This window comes from Paenibacillus sp. FSL H3-0469 (assembly GCF_038051945.1).
Classification (GTDB): Bacteria; Bacillota; Bacilli; order Paenibacillales; family Paenibacillaceae; genus Paenibacillus_AQ.
Map to the genome: position 1 here is coordinate 1,269,185 of NZ_CP150302.1, position 19,775 is coordinate 1,288,959.

Consider the following 19,775-nt stretch of genomic DNA (forward strand, 5'->3'; position numbering starts at 1 on the left):
CCCCCTGGAAACCGTCCAATATTTCCGGGAAAAGAGGCTATTGCCAAAGCTATATTGTTAAGGAATGCTTCTCTTATACTTCCATAATAATCGGCAGGATCATCGGTCTGCGGCGGGTCTGCTCGTAGAGGAAACGGCCGAGCGAGTCTTTGACACTGGTCTTCAGGGAAGCCCATTCATTGACCTTCTCACTCATCAGACGCTGCAGCGTTCCCGAGACAATGCGGTTCGCTTCATCCAGGAGACCTTCTGATTCCCGCACATACACGAATCCGCGTGAGATGATGTCAGGACCGGAGACAATTGCTCCGTTCTGCTTGCTGAGGGTAACCACTACCACCAGAATACCATCCTGCGACAACAGCTTACGGTCACGCAGTACAATGTTACCTACATCGCCGACACCCAGTCCGTCGATCAGTACGTTACCGGCAGTTACTTTACCCGCTCTGCGAGCAGCTCCTCCGGAGATCTCAATCACTTCACCCAGCTCGGTGATGAAGATATTGCTTGGCTCTACACCAACAGACTCCGCCAGAAGTGCATGCTTGCGCTGCATCCGGTATTCACCGTGGATAGGCATGAAGTATTTCGGCTTCATCAGGTTGAGCATCAGCTTCAGCTCTTCCTGGCTGCCGTGACCGGATACGTGAACGCCGGAGTTGGAGCCGCTGTAAATAACATTGGCACCCAGACGGAACAATTCATCAATGGTACGGCCTACATATTTCTCATTCCCCGGTACTGGTGTAGCTGCAATAATAACAGTGTCGCCCGGCATAATATCTACCTTGCGGTGGCTGGAACGCGCCATGCGTGTCAGTGCCGACATCGGCTCACCTTGGCTGCCTGTACATAATACTACTACACGGTTGCCTGCCATTCTGTTCATCTCTTCAGGCTCAATGAGCATGCCGTCAGGGATATGCAGATAACCAAGCTCGGAAGCAATGGATACTACGTTAACCATGCTTCGTCCAATAACGGTGATTTTGCGTCCGGTTGCTTCAGAAGCGTTCACTACCTGCTGAATACGATGCACGTTGGAAGCAAAGGTTGCCACTACCACACGCTGTTCAGCTTTGCGGAAAATATCCTCCAGCACGATGCCGACATTCTTCTCCGAAGGCGTGAAGCCCGGCTTCTCGGCATTGGTGCTGTCTGACAGCAGGGCCAGAACGCCCTTCGATCCGATCTCAGCCATGCGGTGCAGATTGGCAAATTGACCGTTGACTGGCGTGTGGTCGAATTTGAAGTCACCGGTGTGGACAACGTTGCCCTCTGGTGTCTCAATGCATACCCCGACTGAATCCGGAATACTGTGATTCGTTCTGAAGAACGTTACCTTAAGCGATGTGCCCAGCTCAACCTCGGAATCCTCGTTAATCAGAATCCGCTTCGTTTCACCCAGCAGGTTCGCTTCCTTGAGCTTGTTCTCTACAAGGCCCAGGGTCAGTCTTGTTCCATATACAGGAACATTCAGGTTCTTAAGCACATAAGACAATCCGCCAATGTGATCCTCATGGCCGTGGGTAAGAACAATCCCTCTTACCTTGTCACGGTTCTCAGTGAGGTAGGAGATATCCGGTATTACGATATCAATACCCAGCATATCTTCTTCAGGGAACTTCAGACCGGCGTCTACGACTACAATGTCGTTGCCGTACTGAACTACGTACATGTTCTTACCAATTTCACCGACTCCGCCAAGTGCGAATATCGTCAGTTTGTCGTTGTTGTTATTGTTTTTTTTGGACAAATGAATCTAACCCTCCTATGATGTTGGACGTCATACTTTTTATTTGTTAACAATGAGCTTCAATATTTCAGCGGCGCTGTAATATACATCAAATTGCTGTTAACTCCTTATTTCGACAAGGAATTCCCGGTAAGTCTGTATACTTGCGCAGGTCTAAACTCCCGAATCCGGGCAGTAATATCCTCTTGAAGCGGGCAAAAGCCCTCAAAATTCCACCACCGCGCCCCTCGCGCGTAAATCCGGCATATTTAGCACAGACTTATTCAAGGACCTATCCTGTCTTACAATGCAACAAATCCGCATTGCCGGAAGATTACCGCATATTCAATTAACCGCACCAAGTCACTTAAGTTCATTATACATGATTTTTTTGGCAAAAGACAAGTCACCCTGTACCTGGTCCTATTGTTTCCTTAACAAACCGCCAATATTTGAGGAAAAGACAAGCAAAAAAACGCAGTAATGCCTGACTTTTTTAACATGGAGTTAATGCAGGAGAAATAAAAGGAGCGGTCCTCCAATAATGGAGAATCGCTCCTTTTTCACATGTTAAATTGTATAAGAAGATCCTGGTCTATCTTATCTTAGGAGTGAAGCAATGAAAGCCGCCTCTTCTTCCGTCGGCGAAACCAGCGGCAGACGGACCGAGCCGACATCCATCCCGCGCAGCCCCAGCGCGTACTTCACGGCTGAGGGATTGGGCAGCGGCTGCGGACACTCGAACATTCCCTTGAAGACCGGAAACAGCTGCCGGTGAAGCTCGCCTGCACGTCGGACATCGCCGGAGTTAAAGGCCTCGATCATCTCCGACATCTGTGCTCCCACAACATGGCTGGCCACACTGATGATACCGTGGCCCCCCACAGCAAGCGTCGCGAGGCCGGCGGAATCATCTCCGGTGTAAACATGGAAGTCTTTAGGACAAGCCGAGGCAATCCAAGTAATCTGGTCTACCGAAGCACATTCCTTCGTGGCCACAATATTAGGAATCTCCGCCAGACGCAGGGTGGTAGCTACACTCATGCTTACTGTCGTTCGTCCCGGCACATTGTACAAGATGCAGGGCAGTGAAGTCGCGGCAGCAATGGCAGAGAAATGCTGGTAGAGCCCTTCCTGATTCGGTTTATTGTAATAAGGGACGACCAGAAGCACACCGTCCACGCCGATTTTTTCGGCTTCCTTAGTGAGCTCTATGGAATGTCTGGTACTGTTGCTGCCGGTACCGGCAATAATTTTACAGCGTCCGCCTGCTTGCTGCTTCACGTAGGAGAACAGCTTCAGCTTCTCCTTATCGGTTAAGGTCGGCGATTCACCGGTTGTTCCGCAAACTACTAGCGCAGCGGACTTTTGTTCCTCGATCAGGTAATCGACCAGCCTTGAAGTTGCTTCCCAGTTGATTTCTCCTTCCCCGTCAAACGGGGTTACCATTGCGGTGATCAGTCTTCCGAAATCCACTTTGAATTCCTCCTTGTCAGCGGTGCAATTCAAACTTGGCATGCAGGGCGCGAACCGACTGCACCATATCTTCTTTTTTCACGAGAACCCAGATGGTTGTGTTGGAATCGGCAGACTGCAGAATCTGGATGTTCTGCGAGCTGAGCGCTTCGACGATATGCGCCATGATTCCCGGAACACCGTTGATGCCTCCGCCGATGACGGAGACCTTGGCACAGCCGGACAAGCTCTTGGGACGCAGACCCAGTTCTTGCAGCGCGGCAATCGCCTGCTCTGATTTGTCATCGAACACCGTATATACAGCCTCGGTCGGCGTCACATTGATGAAGTCCACGCTGATTCCGTTATCGGCCATACTCTTGAAAATCTGCAACTGCACGCCCGTTCCGTTGCCCTCCGGACATTCCACCGAGATCTGCGTAATATTGCTGACATAGGCAACACCTGTGACGAACCGGTCTACGACTCCATGGGACACATCGCTGAAGCCCTCGGGATGGGTCACAAGCGTCCCTTCCGCTTCGGAGAAGGTCGAGCGTACACGCACCGGAATCTGGGCCTGCATGGCAATCTCCACAGCCCGCGGATGAATAACCTTGGCTCCCTGATACGCCATGTTACAAATCTCGGTGTAGCTGACATAAGTAAGCTGTCTTGCATCTTCCACAATCCGCGGATCAGCAGTGAGTATTCCGTCCACATCCGTATAGATGTCTACCATATCCGCACGCAATGCGGCCCCAAGGGCTGTGGCTGAGGTGTCGCTTCCTCCGCGGCCCAGCGTGGTGAAATCACCCGCTTCAGTCTGGCCCTGGAAACCGGTTACTATTACTACTTTATGCTCACGCAGTTCCCGTAGAATGCGTTCTGTCCGCACATCCAGGATTCTGGCATTACCATAGCTGTTGTCGGTCAGGAATCCGGCTTGCGCCCCTGTCAGCACCGTCGAACGAATGCCCTCCTGCTCCAGCAGACCGCACAGATTGGCCGCCGAGATGATCTCCCCGCAGCACATCAGCAGATCCCGTTCCCGGTCCGGCAATGAATTCCCGCTCTGAACCGCCAGATCAAGCAGTGTATCGGTAGCATAGGGTTCCCCCTTGCGGCCCATAGCCGAGACTACAACCACCAGGCTGAACCCGCTGGCCAGCTCCCGTTTGACATGACGGATTACGTGTTCTCTGGCCACTGGTGTGGAGAGTGAGGTTCCGCCGAATTTTTGCACCAAAATACCCATGTATAATTCCTCCATTACTTCTCTCAGCAGAACTACTGAACTTTACGTGAAATAAATCACCCCGCGAGGCAAAAGTGTTCGTAGCCGCGATAACCTGACTCTTATTATAGCGTAAAATTGTTTGTGCCGCCCCCGGGATGAGGACGGCAGAAATGAAGCTTATGGGTCCGTCAGCTAAAATTCGCTCTTCCGGGACAATCCTGTGCTGTTTATATAAGCTATGCAGAATGAATTCGTTGTACTAACATAGGCTGTAACTGGTGACCCTGCAGGGCGGCGTAACAGGCTTCAGGAATAAGATCCATCTGCGCCACCAGCGAATTTGGCTTACCCTCCGGATTATCCTGTCCGAACGGGACGAAATAAATATGTTTGGCTACCAGGAGCTTCGCAATATTCGCGGCGTTAAGCCCAAGTCCGTCATTCGTCGAGATCGCCAGCACCAGCGGACGCCCGTTGCGCATCTGCGATTTGGCTGCCATCAGCACCGGACTGTCCGTCATCGCGTTCGCCAGCTTGCTTGTTGTGTTCCCTGTGCAGGGAGCAATCGTCAGCACATCCAGCAGCTTGGAAGGACCCAGCGGCTCCGCTTCAACAATTGTAGAAATGATATCATTCCCTGTTATATCTTTCAACTGTTTTAGCCAATTTTCCGAGGTTCCAAAGCGGGTATCGGTATTCAGTACCGAAGCAGATACAATCGGCACCACATTCGCCCCTCCATCCATGAACCGCTGAATCTGCGGCATCACCTCAGCGAAGGTGCAGTGTGAGCCGGTAATGGCATAACCTACTGTTTTTCCGTGCCAATCCATTCATTCATCCCCCCTGATTAAAGTCTCGTCCGATATCGACTGTACCAGTGCACCTGCCATAATGATTCCGGCGCTCTTGGGGGCAACAATCCCGGGCAGGCCCGGTGCCAGCATCGCCTTGATCCCGCGCTTCTCGGCATAAGGGAAGTCGCATCCGCCCGGTGCGGACGCCAAATCAATGATCACGCAGTGCGGCTGAAGCCGGGACAGGACCTGAGCGTTGATAATCATAGCGGGTATGGTGTTGAAGATCAGATCCGCCTCTGGTGCATGCAGCAGCAAATCCTCTGTCATAAAAGGCTTCCAGCCCATTTCCGCCGCTCTTGCAAAGTGCTCCTGCTTCCTGACGCCTACTTTGACCGTTGCTCCCATTCCCTGGAGCGTTCTGGCCATGGTGAACCCGGTCCGGCCCATTCCCAGCACCATCGATGTGGAGCCGTGTATGGTAAAGTCCGTGTTCTGTACGGCCATCACCAAAGCTCCCTCCGCTGTCGGAATAGAGTTATAGATCGCCACATCGTCCCTGTTCAGCAGTTCCACCAGCTTCAGCGAATGTCCGGCACACAGGCTGCGCAAATAGCTTTTAGCCATGCCGGTGTACACCAATGCCCGGGACGGCAGAGCCGCTACATGCTCCTCCCGCAGCTGAAGGCGTTCCGAAGAATACAGCGCGTTAATGTAACCCTCATCATCGCAGCCGACCGCCGGCAGCACCAGTACATCCGCTTCACCTAGCAGCTCGGGCGACAACAGTTCCAGGCTTACCCCCGGGCATGGGGCATCCCATGTATCGAATCCGGCAACGCTTACGGCCGCATCCAATTCCACACATTTCCGAATCACTTCAATTTGTCTCGCGTCCCCGCCCAGGAACACGATCCTGATGCCAGTAAGCATAGGGATGACGCTCCTTTCCACAACCACATTCGACTATAGAGCATCTTATGCCGGAAGCCGCCGATGGGTGAAGAGCGGAGAGGAATTCCCGTTTCACGACAAAAAAAGCCTGCAGCCGCACACCCGAAGGCGCGTGATCCGCAAGCTTTTATTAAATTCACAAATAGGATTCCCGTATGCTATTTGCCGGTATGCCCGAAGCCGCCGGCTCCGCGCACCGTGTCAGACAGCTCATCCACTTCCACCAGAGTCACTTCCGGCACAGCCTGGAATACCATCTGGGCGATCCGCTCGTTGCGGGCAATTGCAAACGGCTCCTGACCCAGATTGATCAGCAGTACCTTTATTTCACCCCGGTAATCCGCATCGATGGTGCCCGGTGTGTTCAGGCAGGTGATGCCATGCTTCAGGGCCAGCCCGCTGCGCGGACGGATCTGCGCCTCCAGCCCGCCTGGCATAGCCAGTGATATACCCGTGGGGATTAGCGTCCGCTCGCCCGGAGCAAGCACCACAGGCTCTCCTACAGCGGCATACAGGTCATACCCCGAGGCCTGTTCGGACATTTTGCAGGGCAGCAGGACATCCTCATTCCCTGGTAGTTTGTTAATTTGTACGTAATGAGGCAAGATCATCTCTCCTAACATTGGCTATCGCTTTATCTGTGGAACCAACCATTGCCAAAGACAACGGCTGTGCGAACATAAAGTCCAGCAGAGCATCGATATCTTCCATGGTTACAGCTCCAATTTTGGCTATCATTTCATCCAGCGTATCCTGACGGCCGAGCATCAGCTCATTTTTGCCCATCCGGTTCATCCGGCTGCCCGTACTCTCCAGACTGAGAATCAGGCTCCCCTTAAGCTGCTCTTTGCCTTTACGCAGTTCGTCTTCACTCAGGCCGTTCACAGCCAGATCACGCAGCATCTCTTTAATAAGCTCAGTTACTTCCTTGGTCTGCTTCGGTGCTGTCCCGGCATAGACCGTGAACAAGCCGCTGTCAGCCTGGGCACTGTGGTACGAGAAGACGGAATAAGCCAGACCGCGCTTCTCACGGATCTCCTGGAACAGCCGGGAGCTCATGCCGCCGCCGAACGCATTGTTAAGGAGCGCCATCGGATATTGCAGCGGCCCGCCGCTGCGGACACCCGGCAGGGAGATGCAGATGTGATTCTGCTCGGTTTTCTTTTTGTGGAATACCAGTTCCCCATGATATGCAGGCTCAGTCAGCACCGGCGACTCCCCATGATTCGTGAAGGAACCGAAATGCTGCTCCAGCAGCGGGATCAGCCCGTCATTAATATTACCGGCTACGCTTATGACTGTATTCTCAATGGTGTACTGCTCCTTCATGTAAGCACGGAGATCATCCGGCGTCATCTCCAGCAGGCGTTCCTTGAGCCCGAGGATTGTATAGGCCAGCGGGTGCTCGCCGTAGGCGGCAGCACACATCAGCTCATGGACAAGATCGTCCGGGGTATCTTCGCACATGGCGATTTCCTCCAGGATTACGTTCTTCTCCTTAGCCAGCTCTTCGGCATCCATCCGTGAGCGGAAGAACATATCTGCCAGCACATCCACGGCTATCGGCAGATGCTCATCCAGCACCTTCGCATAAAAGCATGTATATTCCTTCGAGGTAAACGCATTGACGTTACCGCCAATGGCATCGAACTGTTCGGCAATATCCTTGGCGCTATAGCGGTCAGTTCCCTTAAAGAGCATATGCTCGATGAAATGGGAAATCCCGTTGTTCAGCGGGTTCTCATTGCGGGAGCCCGTCTTGACCCAGATTCCGAAAGATACGGACCGGCCGGTCGGGATCTTCTCGGTCACCACCCGGAGTCCGTTCGATAATAATATTTTGTCCAATGTGTAATCCTCCTGGCACAGCCCCTGGTTCTGTCTGTATTTGTTATTCGCGCCTTTTATCCTATCAGAAATAAGGCGTTCACTCAACTTCCGGCGGTATGATACGCTCAGGAGAGAGCGTCTGACTGACGGTTCCCAACTGCAGGCCCTTGGCTCTGATCCCCCGGATCATCCCCCTAAGCGCTTGCGAAGAGGACGCCGTCGGATGCATCAGAATCAGAGTTCCCGGCTCTACCCGGCTGCTGATCTTGGCAACCACCGATTCCGGGGACGGATTGCGCCAATCGACTGTATCCAGCGTCCACAATACCGTCTTCAGCCCCAGTGAGGCGGCGATCTCCACCGTCTGCTGGTTAAAGTCTCCTGACGGCGGAGCAAACCACTTATTCGTCACACCCAGGCTTTCCTTCAGCAGCTTCTGCGTCTTCTCAATCTCGGCAGTGGCACGCGTCCGGCTGAGAATACTCATCTTAGGGTGCGTATACGCATGGTTCTCTATCTCATGCCCGCGCTTCAGCATCTCAGCTGCAAGCTCCTTGTTGCGGCTTAACCAGCTTCCGTCCAGAAAAAAGGTGACCTTCACCTTCTCCGCATCCAGAATGTCCAGCATCGGACGGATATACTCATTCCCCCAAGCCACATTAATCATCAGCGAGACCATCGGCTTCGCCGGATTCCCCCGGTAGATCGGCTGCGCCCCCAGATCATCAAGTGATACCTTAGGCTTAAGCTGGCGGTACATCAGTTTGAGGCTTGCTTCGGGTCCACGTAAAAGTGCGCTCCGGTAGGTTGCCTCCACATCGACCTCCAGCCCGTTATACCCCGGTATGGCTTTCCATACCCGGTCAACAACAGCATTCACAGGCTGCGCATTCAGCGCCTCGGCCCGGCGGGTAATCTGCGTGCGCAGATCATCCTCTCTCTGATTCAGTGCATAGCTCATCACGGCTGCATCCGCCTGAGGCTTAAGCCCGGCAATCATCTCTTTCACGGGTCCGTTCGTACTGCCGATTCCAATTACTACTGCGATGCAAGCCAGCACGAGCGCCGCCTTGTCCGTCTTCATGACGTTTTACCTCCCCGGCACAAACGGTCTGTTCCGTCTCCGCACCAGGGTCAAGCCGTGCGGAGACGCTTTGTCCCAGCCTATGTATGCAGAGGGCAAATTATGCATACTGCATCGATGCCGCCTTCAAGCGGATAAGGTATAACCGTCAGTCAGGATGGTACCGCAGCGTATACTTTTCCAAAAAAAAGAGCCAGAACTGTACTGCTTCTGTCTCTTCTTATCTATAGTTAAAATAGCGGTGAAGCGGCAGCGTAATACTTCTTACGCCTTCGCTCCGCTCTCTGAAGTCAGCACAGCTTTGCGTGACAGGTTGACACGGCCCTGCTGGTCGATCTCCGTTACCTTCACGGTAATCGTGTCGCCAATCGCCACAACATCTTCAACCTTCGCAACACGCTCTGTAGACAGCTGGGAAATATGCACAAGACCGTCTTTGCCAGGGATCAATTCAACGAATGCGCCGAATTTCTCAATGCGTCTGACCGTACCCACATAAATCTCACCAACCACTACTTCCTTCACAATACCTTCAATGATGCCACGGGCCTTCTGGATCATAGCTTCGTCAGAAGAACCGATAAATACGCGGCCATCCTGTTCGATGTCGATCTTCACGCCGGTTTCTTCAATGATCTTGTTGATGATTTTACCGCCGGCACCGATCACATCACGGATCTTATCCGGGTTAATATTGATGATGATGATCTTCGGAGCATATTTGGACAGGCTCGGTCTTGGAGCTGCGATCGCTTCATTCATTTTGCCCAGAATGAACATCCGGCCTTCTCTTGCCTGCTCAAGCGCCTCCTGCAGAATCTTGCGGTCGATACCGTCGATTTTGATATCCATCTGAATCGCCGTTACGCCCTCTGCTGTACCTGCTACCTTGAAGTCCATATCGCCGAGGTGATCTTCCATGCCTTGAATATCTGTCAGGATGGATACATGCTCCCCGTCCTTGATCAGACCCATCGCTACACCGGCTACAGGCGCCTTGATAGGTACCCCTGCATCCATCATCGCGAGAATACTGGCACAGATACTTGCCTGGGAGGTGGAGCCGTTGGATTCAATCGCTTCGGATACCAGACGGATGGTGTACGGGAATTCAGTCTCACTTGGAATGACCTTGGATAATGCACGTTCACCTAGTGCCCCGTGGCCGATCTCGCGGCGTCCCGGTGCTCTTAGCGGACGGGCTTCCCCTACGCTGAACGGAGGGAAGTTGTAGTGGTGCATGAAGCGCTTGGTTTCAGCCGGATCGATACCGTCCAGAATCTGCACATCGCCCAGTGCGCCCAGTGTACATACGCTAAGAATCTGTGTCTGGCCGCGTGTGAACAGACCGGAACCGTGCGTACGCGGCAGCAAAGCTGTATCACATTCGATCGGACGGATCTCATCTAACTTACGACCATCCGGACGAACCTTGTCATGCGTGATCAGACGTCTGACTTCATCCTTCACGATATCATGCAGGGCTTCCTTAACATCCTTAAGAAGCTCTGGGGTTTCTATGTATTTCTCTGCGAAATACGCCACCGCTTCGTTGTTCACCAGATCGATAGCATCCTGACGGGCATGCTTCTCGGCAATTCTTACGGCTTCCACCAGACGGCTCTGCGCAAAAGCACGAACCTCTGTATTCACATCCGCATTAACCGCATGCAGCTTAACTGCCATTTTCTCTTTACCGGCAACGGCTACGAGCTGTTCAATCACAGCCACAATCTTGCGGACCTCGTCATGTCCGAACATGATCGCTTCAAGCATCACTTCTTCAGTCACTTCATTGGCTTCTGCTTCTACCATCATGATAGCGTCCTTTGTACCGGCCACAACCACATAGATATCGCTGATTGCCTGCTGGGCTTGATCAGGGTTGATGATGAATTCTCCGTTAATCCGGCCTACAGCCACGCCGCCGATGGGTCCGTTGAACGGTACATCAGAGATGCTGAGCGCAGCGGAAGTACCGATCATGGCAGCAATATCAGGCGCGCAGTCCTGATCCACACTCATCACCAGGTTCAAAACTTGAACGTCATTGCGGAACCCTTCCGGGAACAATGGACGAATTGGACGGTCTGTCAGACGGCTGGACAGAATCGCTTTCTCGCTCGGACGTCCTTCACGTTTGATGAATCCGCCAGGGATTTTGCCTACTGCATATAATCTTTCCTCATAGTTCACTGTAAGCGGGAAGAAATCCAGATCTTTAGGCTCACTGGATGCTGTAACCGTACACAATACTGAAGTATCCCCGTAACGCACCATCACGGCTGCGTTCGCTTGTTTGGCCAGACGGCCTGTTTCCAGCACAAGGCGTCTTCCGCCCAGCTGCATTTCCACACGTTGTTCCATAAAACCCCTCCTTGAATGGTAATAATACGTTCCTGTATGTTCTACAAGCAAAAACGGCTTGTCCTCCGCAGAAGTGCTATAGCCGTTTTTGCGAATGCTATCAACTTGTCAATTCTAAAAGTCTACCCTAAATTTTCAAAAAGCAACCCGGCTGTCCCGCTGTCGCTCGTAAGAAGGACATACGGTATACAACCAGGCTGCTTTTGGGCTTAACTTATGGAAAATTAACGACGCAATCCCAGTTTTTCGATCAGGGCGCTGTAACGTCTGATGTCTTTGTTCTTCAAATACGCCAGCAGTTTACGACGTTGTCCAACCATCTTCAGCAGTCCGCGGCGGGAATGATGATCCTTCTTGTGCGTACGCAAGTGGTCAGTCAAATTAACGATGTTCTCCGTAAGGATAGCAACTTGCACCTCAGGGGATCCAGTATCGGATTCGTGAGTTTTGTGCTCGTCGATCAATTGGTGTTTACGTTCTTGAGTCAATGCCATCCTGTTCACCTCCTTCATTATAATCGCCAGTAGCCTCGTCACCGTCGGTGAGAACAAGTAACCAAGCTAAGGTTCATATGCTGTCATTCCAGCAACGTTAATCAGTATAGCACCTTCACAGGCAAAAGTAAACGGCTTGTCCGGAAAGATTAGGAATGATATCCCAGCATCCCTTTGGCCGTCTCAGCATCTGCGCCGATCTGTGCAATCAAAGCATCGATGGACCCGAACTTGCGCTCGGAGCGGATATAGGAGACCAGTTCCACCTTAAGCTCCTGTCCGTAAATATCTGAGGCAAAATCAAACAGGTGCACCTCAAAGCTTGGAGTGGTCACGCCTTCGTGGAACGTTGGCTTCACTCCGACGTTCATCACCCCGTAGAGTACCTCTTCCCGGTAAAAGACCTTGACGGCGTATACGCCCTTGGCCGGAATAACATAGCGGTCTTCGAGCTGCAGGTTAGCTGTCGGAAAGCCGATGGTCCGGCCCCGCTTCTCCCCGTGCCCTACGGTACCGCGCAGGTGATAACAACGTCCAAACCAGGCATTAGCCTTACCCAGTTCCCCGCTCAGCAAGCTCTTGCGGATACCCGAGCTGCTGACCTTCTCTCCTTCAAGCAGGAACGGAGCGACCGTCTCTACCTTCATCGCACCTTGTCCCAGCTCTGAGAGCGTGTCCGCATCCCCCTCACCTTTGTAGCCGAAGCGGAAGTCGAACCCCACAACTGCAGTTACAATCTGCAGCGGCAGCAGCATCACAGAGACAAAGTCCGCCGGACTCACCCGGGAGAGCTCTTCATTAAATTCAATTATATATAAAAGCTCAACACCCATCCCGGCAAGCAGCTCCTGCTTATCCTTAGAGGGGGTCAAATATCCCTCATAATCCCCTTTGCCCATAACATCCTTGGGATGGGGGTAGAAGGTCATCACCGCTGCGGGTACACCTGCCTCACGGGCAAGAGCAACAGCTGATGTGATGACACTGGCATGCCCGAGGTGCAGTCCATCGAACTGTCCCAGGGCAACTACTTGAGGCTGCGCGTACTGTGCTGCCGCCTCAGGCAGCATCGGATAGCTTAACGTTACGGTTCTCACGCTGTTTCTCACCTACATTCGCAAATAAATTAAAGTTTAGACCTGGGCAAACACCTTAACAGGTGCAATAGCTCCGTTAGCCTCCAGAGCATAAATACCGAGGAACTCCCCTTGCTGATCATAGAGACGGAAATCTCCGGCCTGCTTCACTTCCGGCATTACAAACCGGGTCGATAAACGCTGCCCCTGCAGGGCTGCTTTTTTCTTCTCTTCGGCAACGGTATGTCTGGGCAAATGCGAAATCGCCTCGTCAGCAGCAATCAGATGCTCATCCAGTGTGCCGCCTTCCTTGTGCTGCGCAATTTGCTCCAGAGTCAGGCAATGGCTGGCAGAGATCCCGGCCGACATCGTGCGCTCCAGCTTCACCATTACACCGGGAAGACCAAGCTTACGTCCGATATCTACACAGAGGGTACGGATATAGGTCCCCTTGGAGCATAACGCCCGGAAAGTGATCTCCGGATAGTTGCCGTTCCAGACCATTTGCTGCATCTCAATCTCATAAATCTCCACTTCACGGCTCTTGCGCTCTACGGTCTTGCCTTCCCGGGCCAGCTCGTACAGACGCTTGCCGTCCACCTTCACTGCGGAATACATCGGTGGCACCTGCGAGATTACGCCCCGGAAGGAGTTCAGCACAGCCAGCACTTCGGCTTCTGTGACATGAACCTCCTCCACGGATTCCGTAATCGTCCCGGTCAGGTCCTCTGTATCACTGGCCATTCCCAGCCGCAGTGTGGCAACATATTCCTTGGGCAGTTCCTGGATATACTCCACTACTCTGGTAGCGCGGCCCAGACAGAGCGGCAAAACTCCGGTTACCTGAGGATCAAGGGTCCCGGTATGTCCTATCCGCTTCATGCCCAGAATGCGCCGCGCCTTGGCCACAACATCATGTGAAGTGAACCCTGCCGGCTTATATACAGCCAGAACTCCTGTAAGCTCACTCATAAATGACGTTTGACCTCCTCCAGCACCTGTGCCACAGCTTCTTCCAGAGTTCCATTAATACGCGCGCCTGCTGCACGGGTGTGTCCGCCGCCGCCGAAGGCTTGCGCAAGTAGCGCCACATCCACCTTACCTGCTGAACGAAGACTGGCCTTTACCGCATGGTCATCAATAACCTTGAACAGAATACCTACCTCTACCCCGCGGATATTCCGGGGATAGTTGACAATCCCTTCAAGATCCTCATTGGCCGCTCCGGAGTCCAGCATATCCTTAGGTGTAACATACACCCAGGCTATATCTCCTTCAGGACTAAGCTGTAATGTGCTAAGTGCGCGGTTCAGCACCTTCACCTGAGGAAGTGTCATCTCTTCCAGCAGAGTCTCTGCCAGGTCCGGTCCATTCACACCCATTGCCAGCAGCTCGGATACGGCCGCCATCACTTTAGGAGAAGTATTGCTGTAACGGAAACCGCCGGTATCCGTTAACAGCCCGGTATAAATGGCTGTGGCAATATCAATATCCCACTTGAGTTCAAAGATCTTCAGCAGATCGAACAGAATCTCTGCTGTCGCGGCCGCATCCGGCTTGATGAGATTCACCGCGCCGTAGCCGTTGTTCGTTGGATGATGGTCTATATTCAAGATCAGTGCATCACTGGTGAAATGCTGCTGGGTCAGTCCTACACGCTGGAAATCCGCACAGTCAACACAGATCACATGGCTGTACTGGCGGGGCAACGAACCCTCAGACAGATTGACAATCTGATCGGCATGCCATAAATATTCCATTCGCTGCGGAATCTGGCCTTCGTTCAGCATCAAATATTTTTTGCCCAGACATGAGAGAAGCCAGCCCACCGCGAGGGTGGAGCTGACTGCATCTCCGTCCGGCTGAACATGCGACACTACAAGATAATCGTCGTGTTCCAGCAGAAACTTACGCGTCTGCTGGAGACTTTGTTCATAGCTCTGCATTCGCCGTCTCCTTTATGTTCCGTAGCCTATTCGTTTTTGCCGATTTCGCCGAGCAGCTTCTCAATATGACTTCCGTAAGCAACGGATTCGTCAATTTTGAAGATCAGCTCTGGCGTATGGCGCAGGCGGATCGCTTTGCCAAGCTCCGAGCGGAGAAAACCATTCGCTTTCTCAATCGCCTTAAGTGAGTCTGACTTCTGCTCCTCGTCCCCGAATACGCTCAGGTATACCTTGGCCTGCGACAGATCGTTCGTCACATCTACGCCAGTTACAGTTACGAACCCGACACGCGGGTCCTTTAGTCCGCTCTGGATGAGCTGGCTCAGCTCTTTCTTGATCTGCTCGCCAACCCGTCCCGCTCTGATTTTAGACATCTTATTTCACCTCTTCGCTTAGCGCTCTACCGTTTCCATGATGAATGCTTCGATGATGTCACCTTCAAGGACATCATTATAGCGTTCCAAAGTTATGCCACATTCATAACCCTGTGCCACTTCTTTTGCATCATCTTTGAAACGCTTCAAGGTGTCGATTTTGCCTGTGAAGACAACGATACCGCTGCGGATCAGGCGCATTTCAGCATTGCGGGTAATTTTGCCGTCGGTAACCATACAACCTGCGACACTGCCCACTTTGCTGATTTTGAATACGTTGCGCACTTCGGCATGGCCGATAACGTTCTCTTTATAGATAGGATCAAGCATGCCCTTCATGGCACTTTCGATCTCTTCAATGACATTGTAGATGATGTTATGCAGACGCACATCCACCTTCTCCTGCTCGGCTGCCGCTTTCGTCTGGGCATCCGGACGAACGTTGAAGCCGATCACGATAGCATTGGAGGCTGCTGCCAGGGTAATATCGGATTCCGTGATCGCACCGGCACCGCTGTGAAGGATCTTCACGCGTACGCCTTCGACTTCGATCTTGGCCAAGGAGCCCTTCAGCGCCTCTACCGAACCCTGAACGTCACCCTTGATAATAACGTTGAGATCCTTGATCTCGCCGTCCTTGATGTGTTTAAACAGATCATCCAGCGTAACGCGTGTGTTCGTGTTAAGCTCGGACTGGCGCTGCGTTGTAGAACGTCTGTCAGAGATCGCGCGTGCTTTACGCTCATCTTCGAAGGCCATGAACGGATCGCCCGCTTGCGGTACCTCAGTCAGACCGGTAATTTCCACTGGAGTGGAAGGTCCCGCTTCCTTAATTTTGCGTCCCTTGTCATTCACCATGGCGCGTACGCGGCCGAAGCAGTTACCCGCTACAAATGCGTCTCCGACCTTCAGCGTACCATTCTGCACGAGAATACGGGCAACCGGTCCACGGTTCTTGTCAAGCTCAGCTTCTATAACAGTACCGCGTGCCCGTTTGTCAGGGTTCGCCTTGTACTCATTCACTTCGGCAACGAGCAGGATCATTTCCAGCAGCTCTTCAAGGTTAATGCGCTGCTTAGCCGACAGGTTGACGAAGATTGTATCGCCGCCCCACTCTTCCGGTACCAGCTCATAGCTTGTAAGCTCCTGCTTCACCTTGTCAGGATCTGCGCCCGGCTTATCGATCTTGTTAACTGCCACAATGATCGGAAGTCCGGCTGCCTTCGCATGGTTGATCGCTTCAACGGTCTGAGGCATTACGCCGTCATCTGCCGCTACAACGATAATCGTCATATCTGTAACCTGGGCACCACGGGCACGCATGGCGGTGAACGCTTCATGGCCCGGAGTATCGAGGAATGTGATTTTCTTATGATTAATCTCAACCTGATAGGCACCGATATGCTGCGTAATTCCACCCGCTTCGCCGCCGGATACATTCGTGGAACGGATGGCATCGAGCAGGGTTGTTTTACCATGGTCAACGTGACCCATGATCGTTACAACCGGTGGCCGTGTCATCAGATCCTCTTCGGAATCATTCTCTTCCACGGTCTCGAAGCTGTCTTCGTCCACCGGAATCTTCACTTCTACTTCTACGCCGAATTCGCCGGCCAGAAGCAGAATCGTATCGATATCAAGCTCCTGATTGATGGTGGCCATTACCCCCATCGAGATCAGCTTCTTGATCACTTCCGAAGCATCCTTGTGAAGCAGCTTCGCGGTTTCACCCACGGTCATGCTGCCACGGACAATGATCTTCTTAGGTGTGTTGTCAATCTTCTCACGATATACGGTCGGCTGGTTTCTGCCGCGGTTGTTCTTGCCGCCACGGCCGCGATAGTTGCCGCCCTTGTTGTCGTCGTAACGCTTCTGGCCGCTGTTATTGCCGCCAGGTCTGCCGCCAGTGGTATTCTTCTTAGGGCCGTCATTGCGTGAGAAACCTCCGCCTGCATTGCCTTGTCCTTGCGGACGGTCACCTGTACGTGGTGCGCCGCCTTGTCCTTGCGGACGGCTGCCAGTAGAGCTACCCTGTGGGCGGCTGCCGCTAGTAGAGCTGCCTTGCGGACGGCTGCCAGTGGAGCTGCCCTGTGGGCGGCTGCCGCTAGTAGAGCTGCCTTGCGGACGGCTGCCAGTGGAGCTGCTTTGCGGACGGCTGCCAGTGGAGCTGCCTTGCGGACGGCTGCCAGTGGAGCTGCCTTGCGGGCGGCTGCCAGTCGAACTGCTTTGTGGACGGCTGCTGCTTGAACTGCCCTGCGGGCGGGAATTCTGAGCGGAGCCTGATGTTTGTGTTCTGCGGGAATCTTGTCCGCTTTGGGGCCTTGGGGACGTCGTCGATTGGTTGTTGTTTTGGTTACTGTTCATACCTACCTGCTTTTCCGATTGAATTTTGTTGGTATTCTGAGCACTGCGTACTTCGGCGGTTACCGAACCGGTATTTACCGGACGGCTGCTGGTGCCGGTGTCCCGCTTGGCTGCAGCGTTTGACTTGATGTCCTTGAAGAACTGTTCAACTTTGTTCACAGAGCCATTCTCCATGACACTCATATGATTATTCACCGGGACATCCAAACGCTTCAGAATGGTAATAATTTCTTTACTGCTCATGTTCAAAGACTTTGCATATTCGTATACGCGCAGCTTATCCTTATTATCTTCTTTAGTCAATAACTCCACCTCCGACAGTATCTCCAAGCGTTCTGGAGATCATTTCCGCGAATCCTTTATCCGTAACGGCCAGCACAACGCGCTGGTCTTTACCAATACTTGCACCGAGTTCATCCCGGTGAAATGCGATTACTAGTGGAATATCGTAGGTCCCGCATTTATCGCGGAACTTCTTCTGGGTATTATCTGAAGCGTCACCTGCCAGGACGACCAGCTTCGCCTCTGAAGACCGTACTGCCTTAAGCACAGCCTCATCGCCGGTGACAATCTTGCCTGCTCTCATCGCAAGCCCTAAATAAGAAAGTGTCTTACTCATTGTCCTCACTATCCTTCGCTGCCAAAAACTGCTCCTCCACGGATGCAAAATCCCGGGCAAGCTGGGCATAGATTTCAGGACTGACCTGGCATTTCAATGCCCGGTCAAGTGCTTTGGTCTTCTGTGCTAGCTTAAAGTATTCCAGTTTACCGCAAATATAAGCGCCACGGCCCGACTTCTTGCCTGTCAGGTCGATCAGCACCTCGCCTTCAGGCGTTCTCACCACGCGAATCAGCTCTTTCTTGGGCATCATCTCCTGGCTGGCAACGCATTTACGCAGCGGCACCTTTCTTTGCTTCATAACAAAGCACCTCCCGTCAGTCAGCATTCATTAATCGATGGAGACGGAATCCTGATGCATTTCATCATTGGACGATCTGGGTCTGCCGTATTCCTGCTCCGCCTGAGTCTCGCTCTTGATATCGATCTTCCAGCCGGTCAGCTTGGCGGCAAGACGGGCGTTCTGCCCCTTGATGCCAATAGCCAGCGACAGCTGATAGTCAGGAACAATGACGCGGGCCATTTTCTCAGGTTCAAAGACTTGAACCTCAAGCACCTTGGACGGGCTAAGCGCATTGGCTACGTACTCCTGCACCAGTTCGGAATATCTGACGATATCAATTTTCTCACCGCGAAGCTCAGTAACGATGGTCTGTACACGTGTGCCTCTCGGCCCTACGCAGGAGCCCACCGGGTCCACTTCGGGATTGCGCGAGAACACGGCGATCTTAGAGCGGAAGCCGGCTTCGCGGGCAACGGAACGAATCTCCACCACCCCGTCAAAAATCTCCGGCACTTCCAGCTCGAACAGACGCTTCAGCAGACCCGGATGACTGCGGGACAGCATAATTTGCGGCCCTTTGGTCGTGTTCTCCACCTTAGTGATATAAGCTTTGATACGCTCGCTCTGCTTGAACTTCTCTCCAGGCATCAGCTCGCTTAGCGGAAGAACCGCCTCGATTTTGCCAAGATCCACATAGATGTTCCGCATATCCTGACGCTGTACAAGGCCGGTTACAATATCATCTTCCTTGTCGATAAAAGCGTTATAGATCAGGCCGCGTTCCGCTTCGCGGATACGCTGGGTAACCACCTGCTTCGCAGTCTGGGCGGCAATGCGGCCGAAATCACGCGGCGTGACTTCCTGCTCGGCGATATCCTCCAGCTGGAAATGCGGGTTGATCTCCCGGGCAGCCAGGAGCGAGATCTCGGTACGTGCATCGAGAACCTCCTCCACAATCAGTTTGCGGGCAAATACCTTGATTACGCCTGTGTTGCGGTTCATATCCACACGCACATTCTGCGCCGCATTGAAATTGCGTTTATAGCTGGAGATCAGCGCCGCTTCGATGGCTTCGAACAGCACATCCTTGCTGATGCCTTTCTCCCTTTCCAGTTCATTCATAGCTTCAATAAACTCCATACTCATGAAATTCC

The 19,775-nt window shown here is 52.8% G+C and carries 17 protein-coding genes and 1 pseudogene; all 18 read right to left on the reverse strand.

Annotated features, from left to right (window positions below; genetic code table 11):
* Positions 1-73: 73 nt before the first annotated feature.
* The 18 genes and pseudogenes from NSS83_RS05470 to nusA all read right to left on the reverse strand — a co-directional run bounded on the left by NSS83_RS05470 (position 74) and on the right by nusA (position 19,767).
* On the reverse strand, positions 74-1,759 hold the full coding sequence (locus NSS83_RS05470; RefSeq protein WP_036692641.1) for a ribonuclease J: 1,686 nt from the start codon (positions 1,757-1,759) through the stop codon (positions 74-76).
* 579 nt (positions 1,760-2,338) lie between these two features.
* Positions 2,339-3,214 carry a 4-hydroxy-tetrahydrodipicolinate synthase gene (gene dapA / locus NSS83_RS05475; protein ID WP_341185399.1) on the reverse strand — a complete coding sequence of 292 codons (876 nt, stop codon included), beginning with the start codon at positions 3,212-3,214 and terminating at the stop codon, positions 2,339-2,341.
* Positions 3,215-3,230: 16 nt separating this feature from the next.
* Positions 3,231-4,451: an aspartate kinase gene (gene dapG, locus NSS83_RS05480; RefSeq protein WP_036692638.1), complete on the reverse strand. Its 1,221-nt coding sequence runs from the start codon at positions 4,449-4,451 to the stop codon at positions 3,231-3,233.
* Between the two features lie 218 nt (positions 4,452-4,669).
* Positions 4,670-5,266 carry a dipicolinate synthase subunit B gene (locus NSS83_RS05485; RefSeq protein ID WP_341147960.1) on the reverse strand — a complete coding sequence of 199 codons (597 nt, stop codon included), beginning with the start codon at positions 5,264-5,266 and terminating at the stop codon, positions 4,670-4,672.
* Positions 5,267-6,163 carry a dipicolinate synthase subunit DpsA gene (gene dpsA, locus NSS83_RS05490; RefSeq protein WP_341347831.1) on the reverse strand — a complete coding sequence of 299 codons (897 nt, stop codon included), beginning with the start codon at positions 6,161-6,163 and terminating at the stop codon, positions 5,267-5,269.
* A gap of 179 nt (positions 6,164-6,342) precedes the next feature.
* Positions 6,343-6,789, reverse strand: coding sequence for a dUTP diphosphatase (gene dut / locus NSS83_RS05495; RefSeq protein WP_209879021.1), 447 nt, complete (start codon positions 6,787-6,789; stop codon positions 6,343-6,345).
* The gene (locus NSS83_RS05500; RefSeq protein WP_341185397.1) at positions 6,767-8,032 is read right to left on the reverse strand and encodes a pitrilysin family protein; all 1,266 of its coding nucleotides are present in this window, start codon (positions 8,030-8,032) and stop codon (positions 6,767-6,769) included. Before NSS83_RS05500 ends, dut begins: the two co-directional genes overlap by 23 nt.
* Before the next feature lie 79 nt (positions 8,033-8,111).
* Positions 8,112-9,098, reverse strand: coding sequence for a polysaccharide deacetylase family protein (locus NSS83_RS05505; RefSeq protein ID WP_341185396.1), 987 nt, complete (start codon positions 9,096-9,098; stop codon positions 8,112-8,114).
* 264 nt (positions 9,099-9,362) lie between these two features.
* A complete protein-coding gene (gene pnp, locus NSS83_RS05510; protein ID WP_341185395.1) occupies positions 9,363-11,465 on the reverse strand; it encodes a polyribonucleotide nucleotidyltransferase in 2,103 nt (700 codons plus the stop codon).
* A 224-nt stretch (positions 11,466-11,689) separates the two neighbouring features.
* Positions 11,690-11,959 (reverse strand): 30S ribosomal protein S15, encoded by a 270-nt coding sequence (rpsO, locus tag NSS83_RS05515; protein ID WP_019910460.1) that lies wholly within the window; start codon positions 11,957-11,959, stop codon positions 11,690-11,692.
* Positions 11,960-12,108: 149 nt separating this feature from the next.
* Complete coding sequence (locus NSS83_RS05520; RefSeq protein ID WP_341185394.1) at positions 12,109-13,056, reverse strand: bifunctional riboflavin kinase/FAD synthetase; 948 nt, start codon at positions 13,054-13,056, stop codon at positions 12,109-12,111.
* A gap of 36 nt (positions 13,057-13,092) precedes the next feature.
* The gene (truB, locus tag NSS83_RS05525; RefSeq protein ID WP_341185393.1) at positions 13,093-14,007 is read right to left on the reverse strand and encodes a tRNA pseudouridine(55) synthase TruB; all 915 of its coding nucleotides are present in this window, start codon (positions 14,005-14,007) and stop codon (positions 13,093-13,095) included.
* Entirely contained in the window at positions 14,004-14,981 is a 978-nt protein-coding gene (locus tag NSS83_RS05530; protein WP_341185392.1) for a bifunctional oligoribonuclease/PAP phosphatase NrnA, read from the reverse strand. The genes truB and NSS83_RS05530 overlap by 4 nt, the downstream gene beginning before the upstream one ends.
* Before the next feature lie 26 nt (positions 14,982-15,007).
* Complete coding sequence (gene rbfA, locus NSS83_RS05535) at positions 15,008-15,355, reverse strand: 30S ribosome-binding factor RbfA (protein ID WP_173133324.1); 348 nt, start codon at positions 15,353-15,355, stop codon at positions 15,008-15,010.
* Between the two features lie 18 nt (positions 15,356-15,373).
* Entirely contained in the window at positions 15,374-18,022 is a 2,649-nt protein-coding gene (gene infB, locus NSS83_RS05540; RefSeq protein ID WP_341186782.1) for a translation initiation factor IF-2, read from the reverse strand.
* Positions 18,020-18,338 (reverse strand): annotated as a pseudogene (locus NSS83_RS05545) (YlxQ family RNA-binding protein); the annotation flags it as partial. The pseudogene NSS83_RS05545 and the gene infB, both read right to left, overlap by 3 nt.
* On the reverse strand, positions 18,331-18,639 hold the full coding sequence (locus tag NSS83_RS05550) for a YlxR family protein (protein WP_036692616.1): 309 nt from the start codon (positions 18,637-18,639) through the stop codon (positions 18,331-18,333). The gene NSS83_RS05550 and the pseudogene NSS83_RS05545, both read right to left, overlap by 8 nt.
* A gap of 30 nt (positions 18,640-18,669) precedes the next feature.
* Entirely contained in the window at positions 18,670-19,767 is a 1,098-nt protein-coding gene (gene nusA / locus NSS83_RS05555) for a transcription termination factor NusA (protein ID WP_036692613.1), read from the reverse strand.
* Positions 19,768-19,775: the final 8 nt, after the last annotated feature.

Coding starts and splice junctions, on each gene's coding strand:
- dapG (WP_036692638.1), bottom strand. CDS start 4,451: ATGGGTATTTTGGTGCAAAAATTCGGCGGAACCTCACTCTCCACACCA.
- NSS83_RS05485 (WP_341147960.1), bottom strand. CDS start 5,266: ATGGATTGGCACGGAAAAACAGTAGGTTATGCCATTACCGGCTCACAC.
- dpsA (WP_341347831.1), bottom strand. CDS start 6,163: ATGCTTACTGGCATCAGGATCGTGTTCCTGGGCGGGGACGCGAGACAA.
- NSS83_RS05505 (WP_341185396.1), bottom strand. CDS start 9,098: ATGAAGACGGACAAGGCGGCGCTCGTGCTGGCTTGCATCGCAGTAGTA.
- pnp (WP_341185395.1), bottom strand. CDS start 11,465: ATGGAACAACGTGTGGAAATGCAGCTGGGCGGAAGACGCCTTGTGCTG.
- rpsO (WP_019910460.1), bottom strand. CDS start 11,959: ATGGCATTGACTCAAGAACGTAAACACCAATTGATCGACGAGCACAAA.
- truB (WP_341185393.1), bottom strand. CDS start 14,007: ATGAGTGAGCTTACAGGAGTTCTGGCTGTATATAAGCCGGCAGGGTTC.
- NSS83_RS05530 (WP_341185392.1), bottom strand. CDS start 14,981: ATGCAGAGCTATGAACAAAGTCTCCAGCAGACGCGTAAGTTTCTGCTG.
- rbfA (WP_173133324.1), bottom strand. CDS start 15,355: ATGTCTAAAATCAGAGCGGGACGGGTTGGCGAGCAGATCAAGAAAGAG.
- NSS83_RS05550 (WP_036692616.1), bottom strand. CDS start 18,639: ATGAAGCAAAGAAAGGTGCCGCTGCGTAAATGCGTTGCCAGCCAGGAG.
- nusA (WP_036692613.1), bottom strand. CDS start 19,767: ATGAGTATGGAGTTTATTGAAGCTATGAATGAACTGGAAAGGGAGAAA.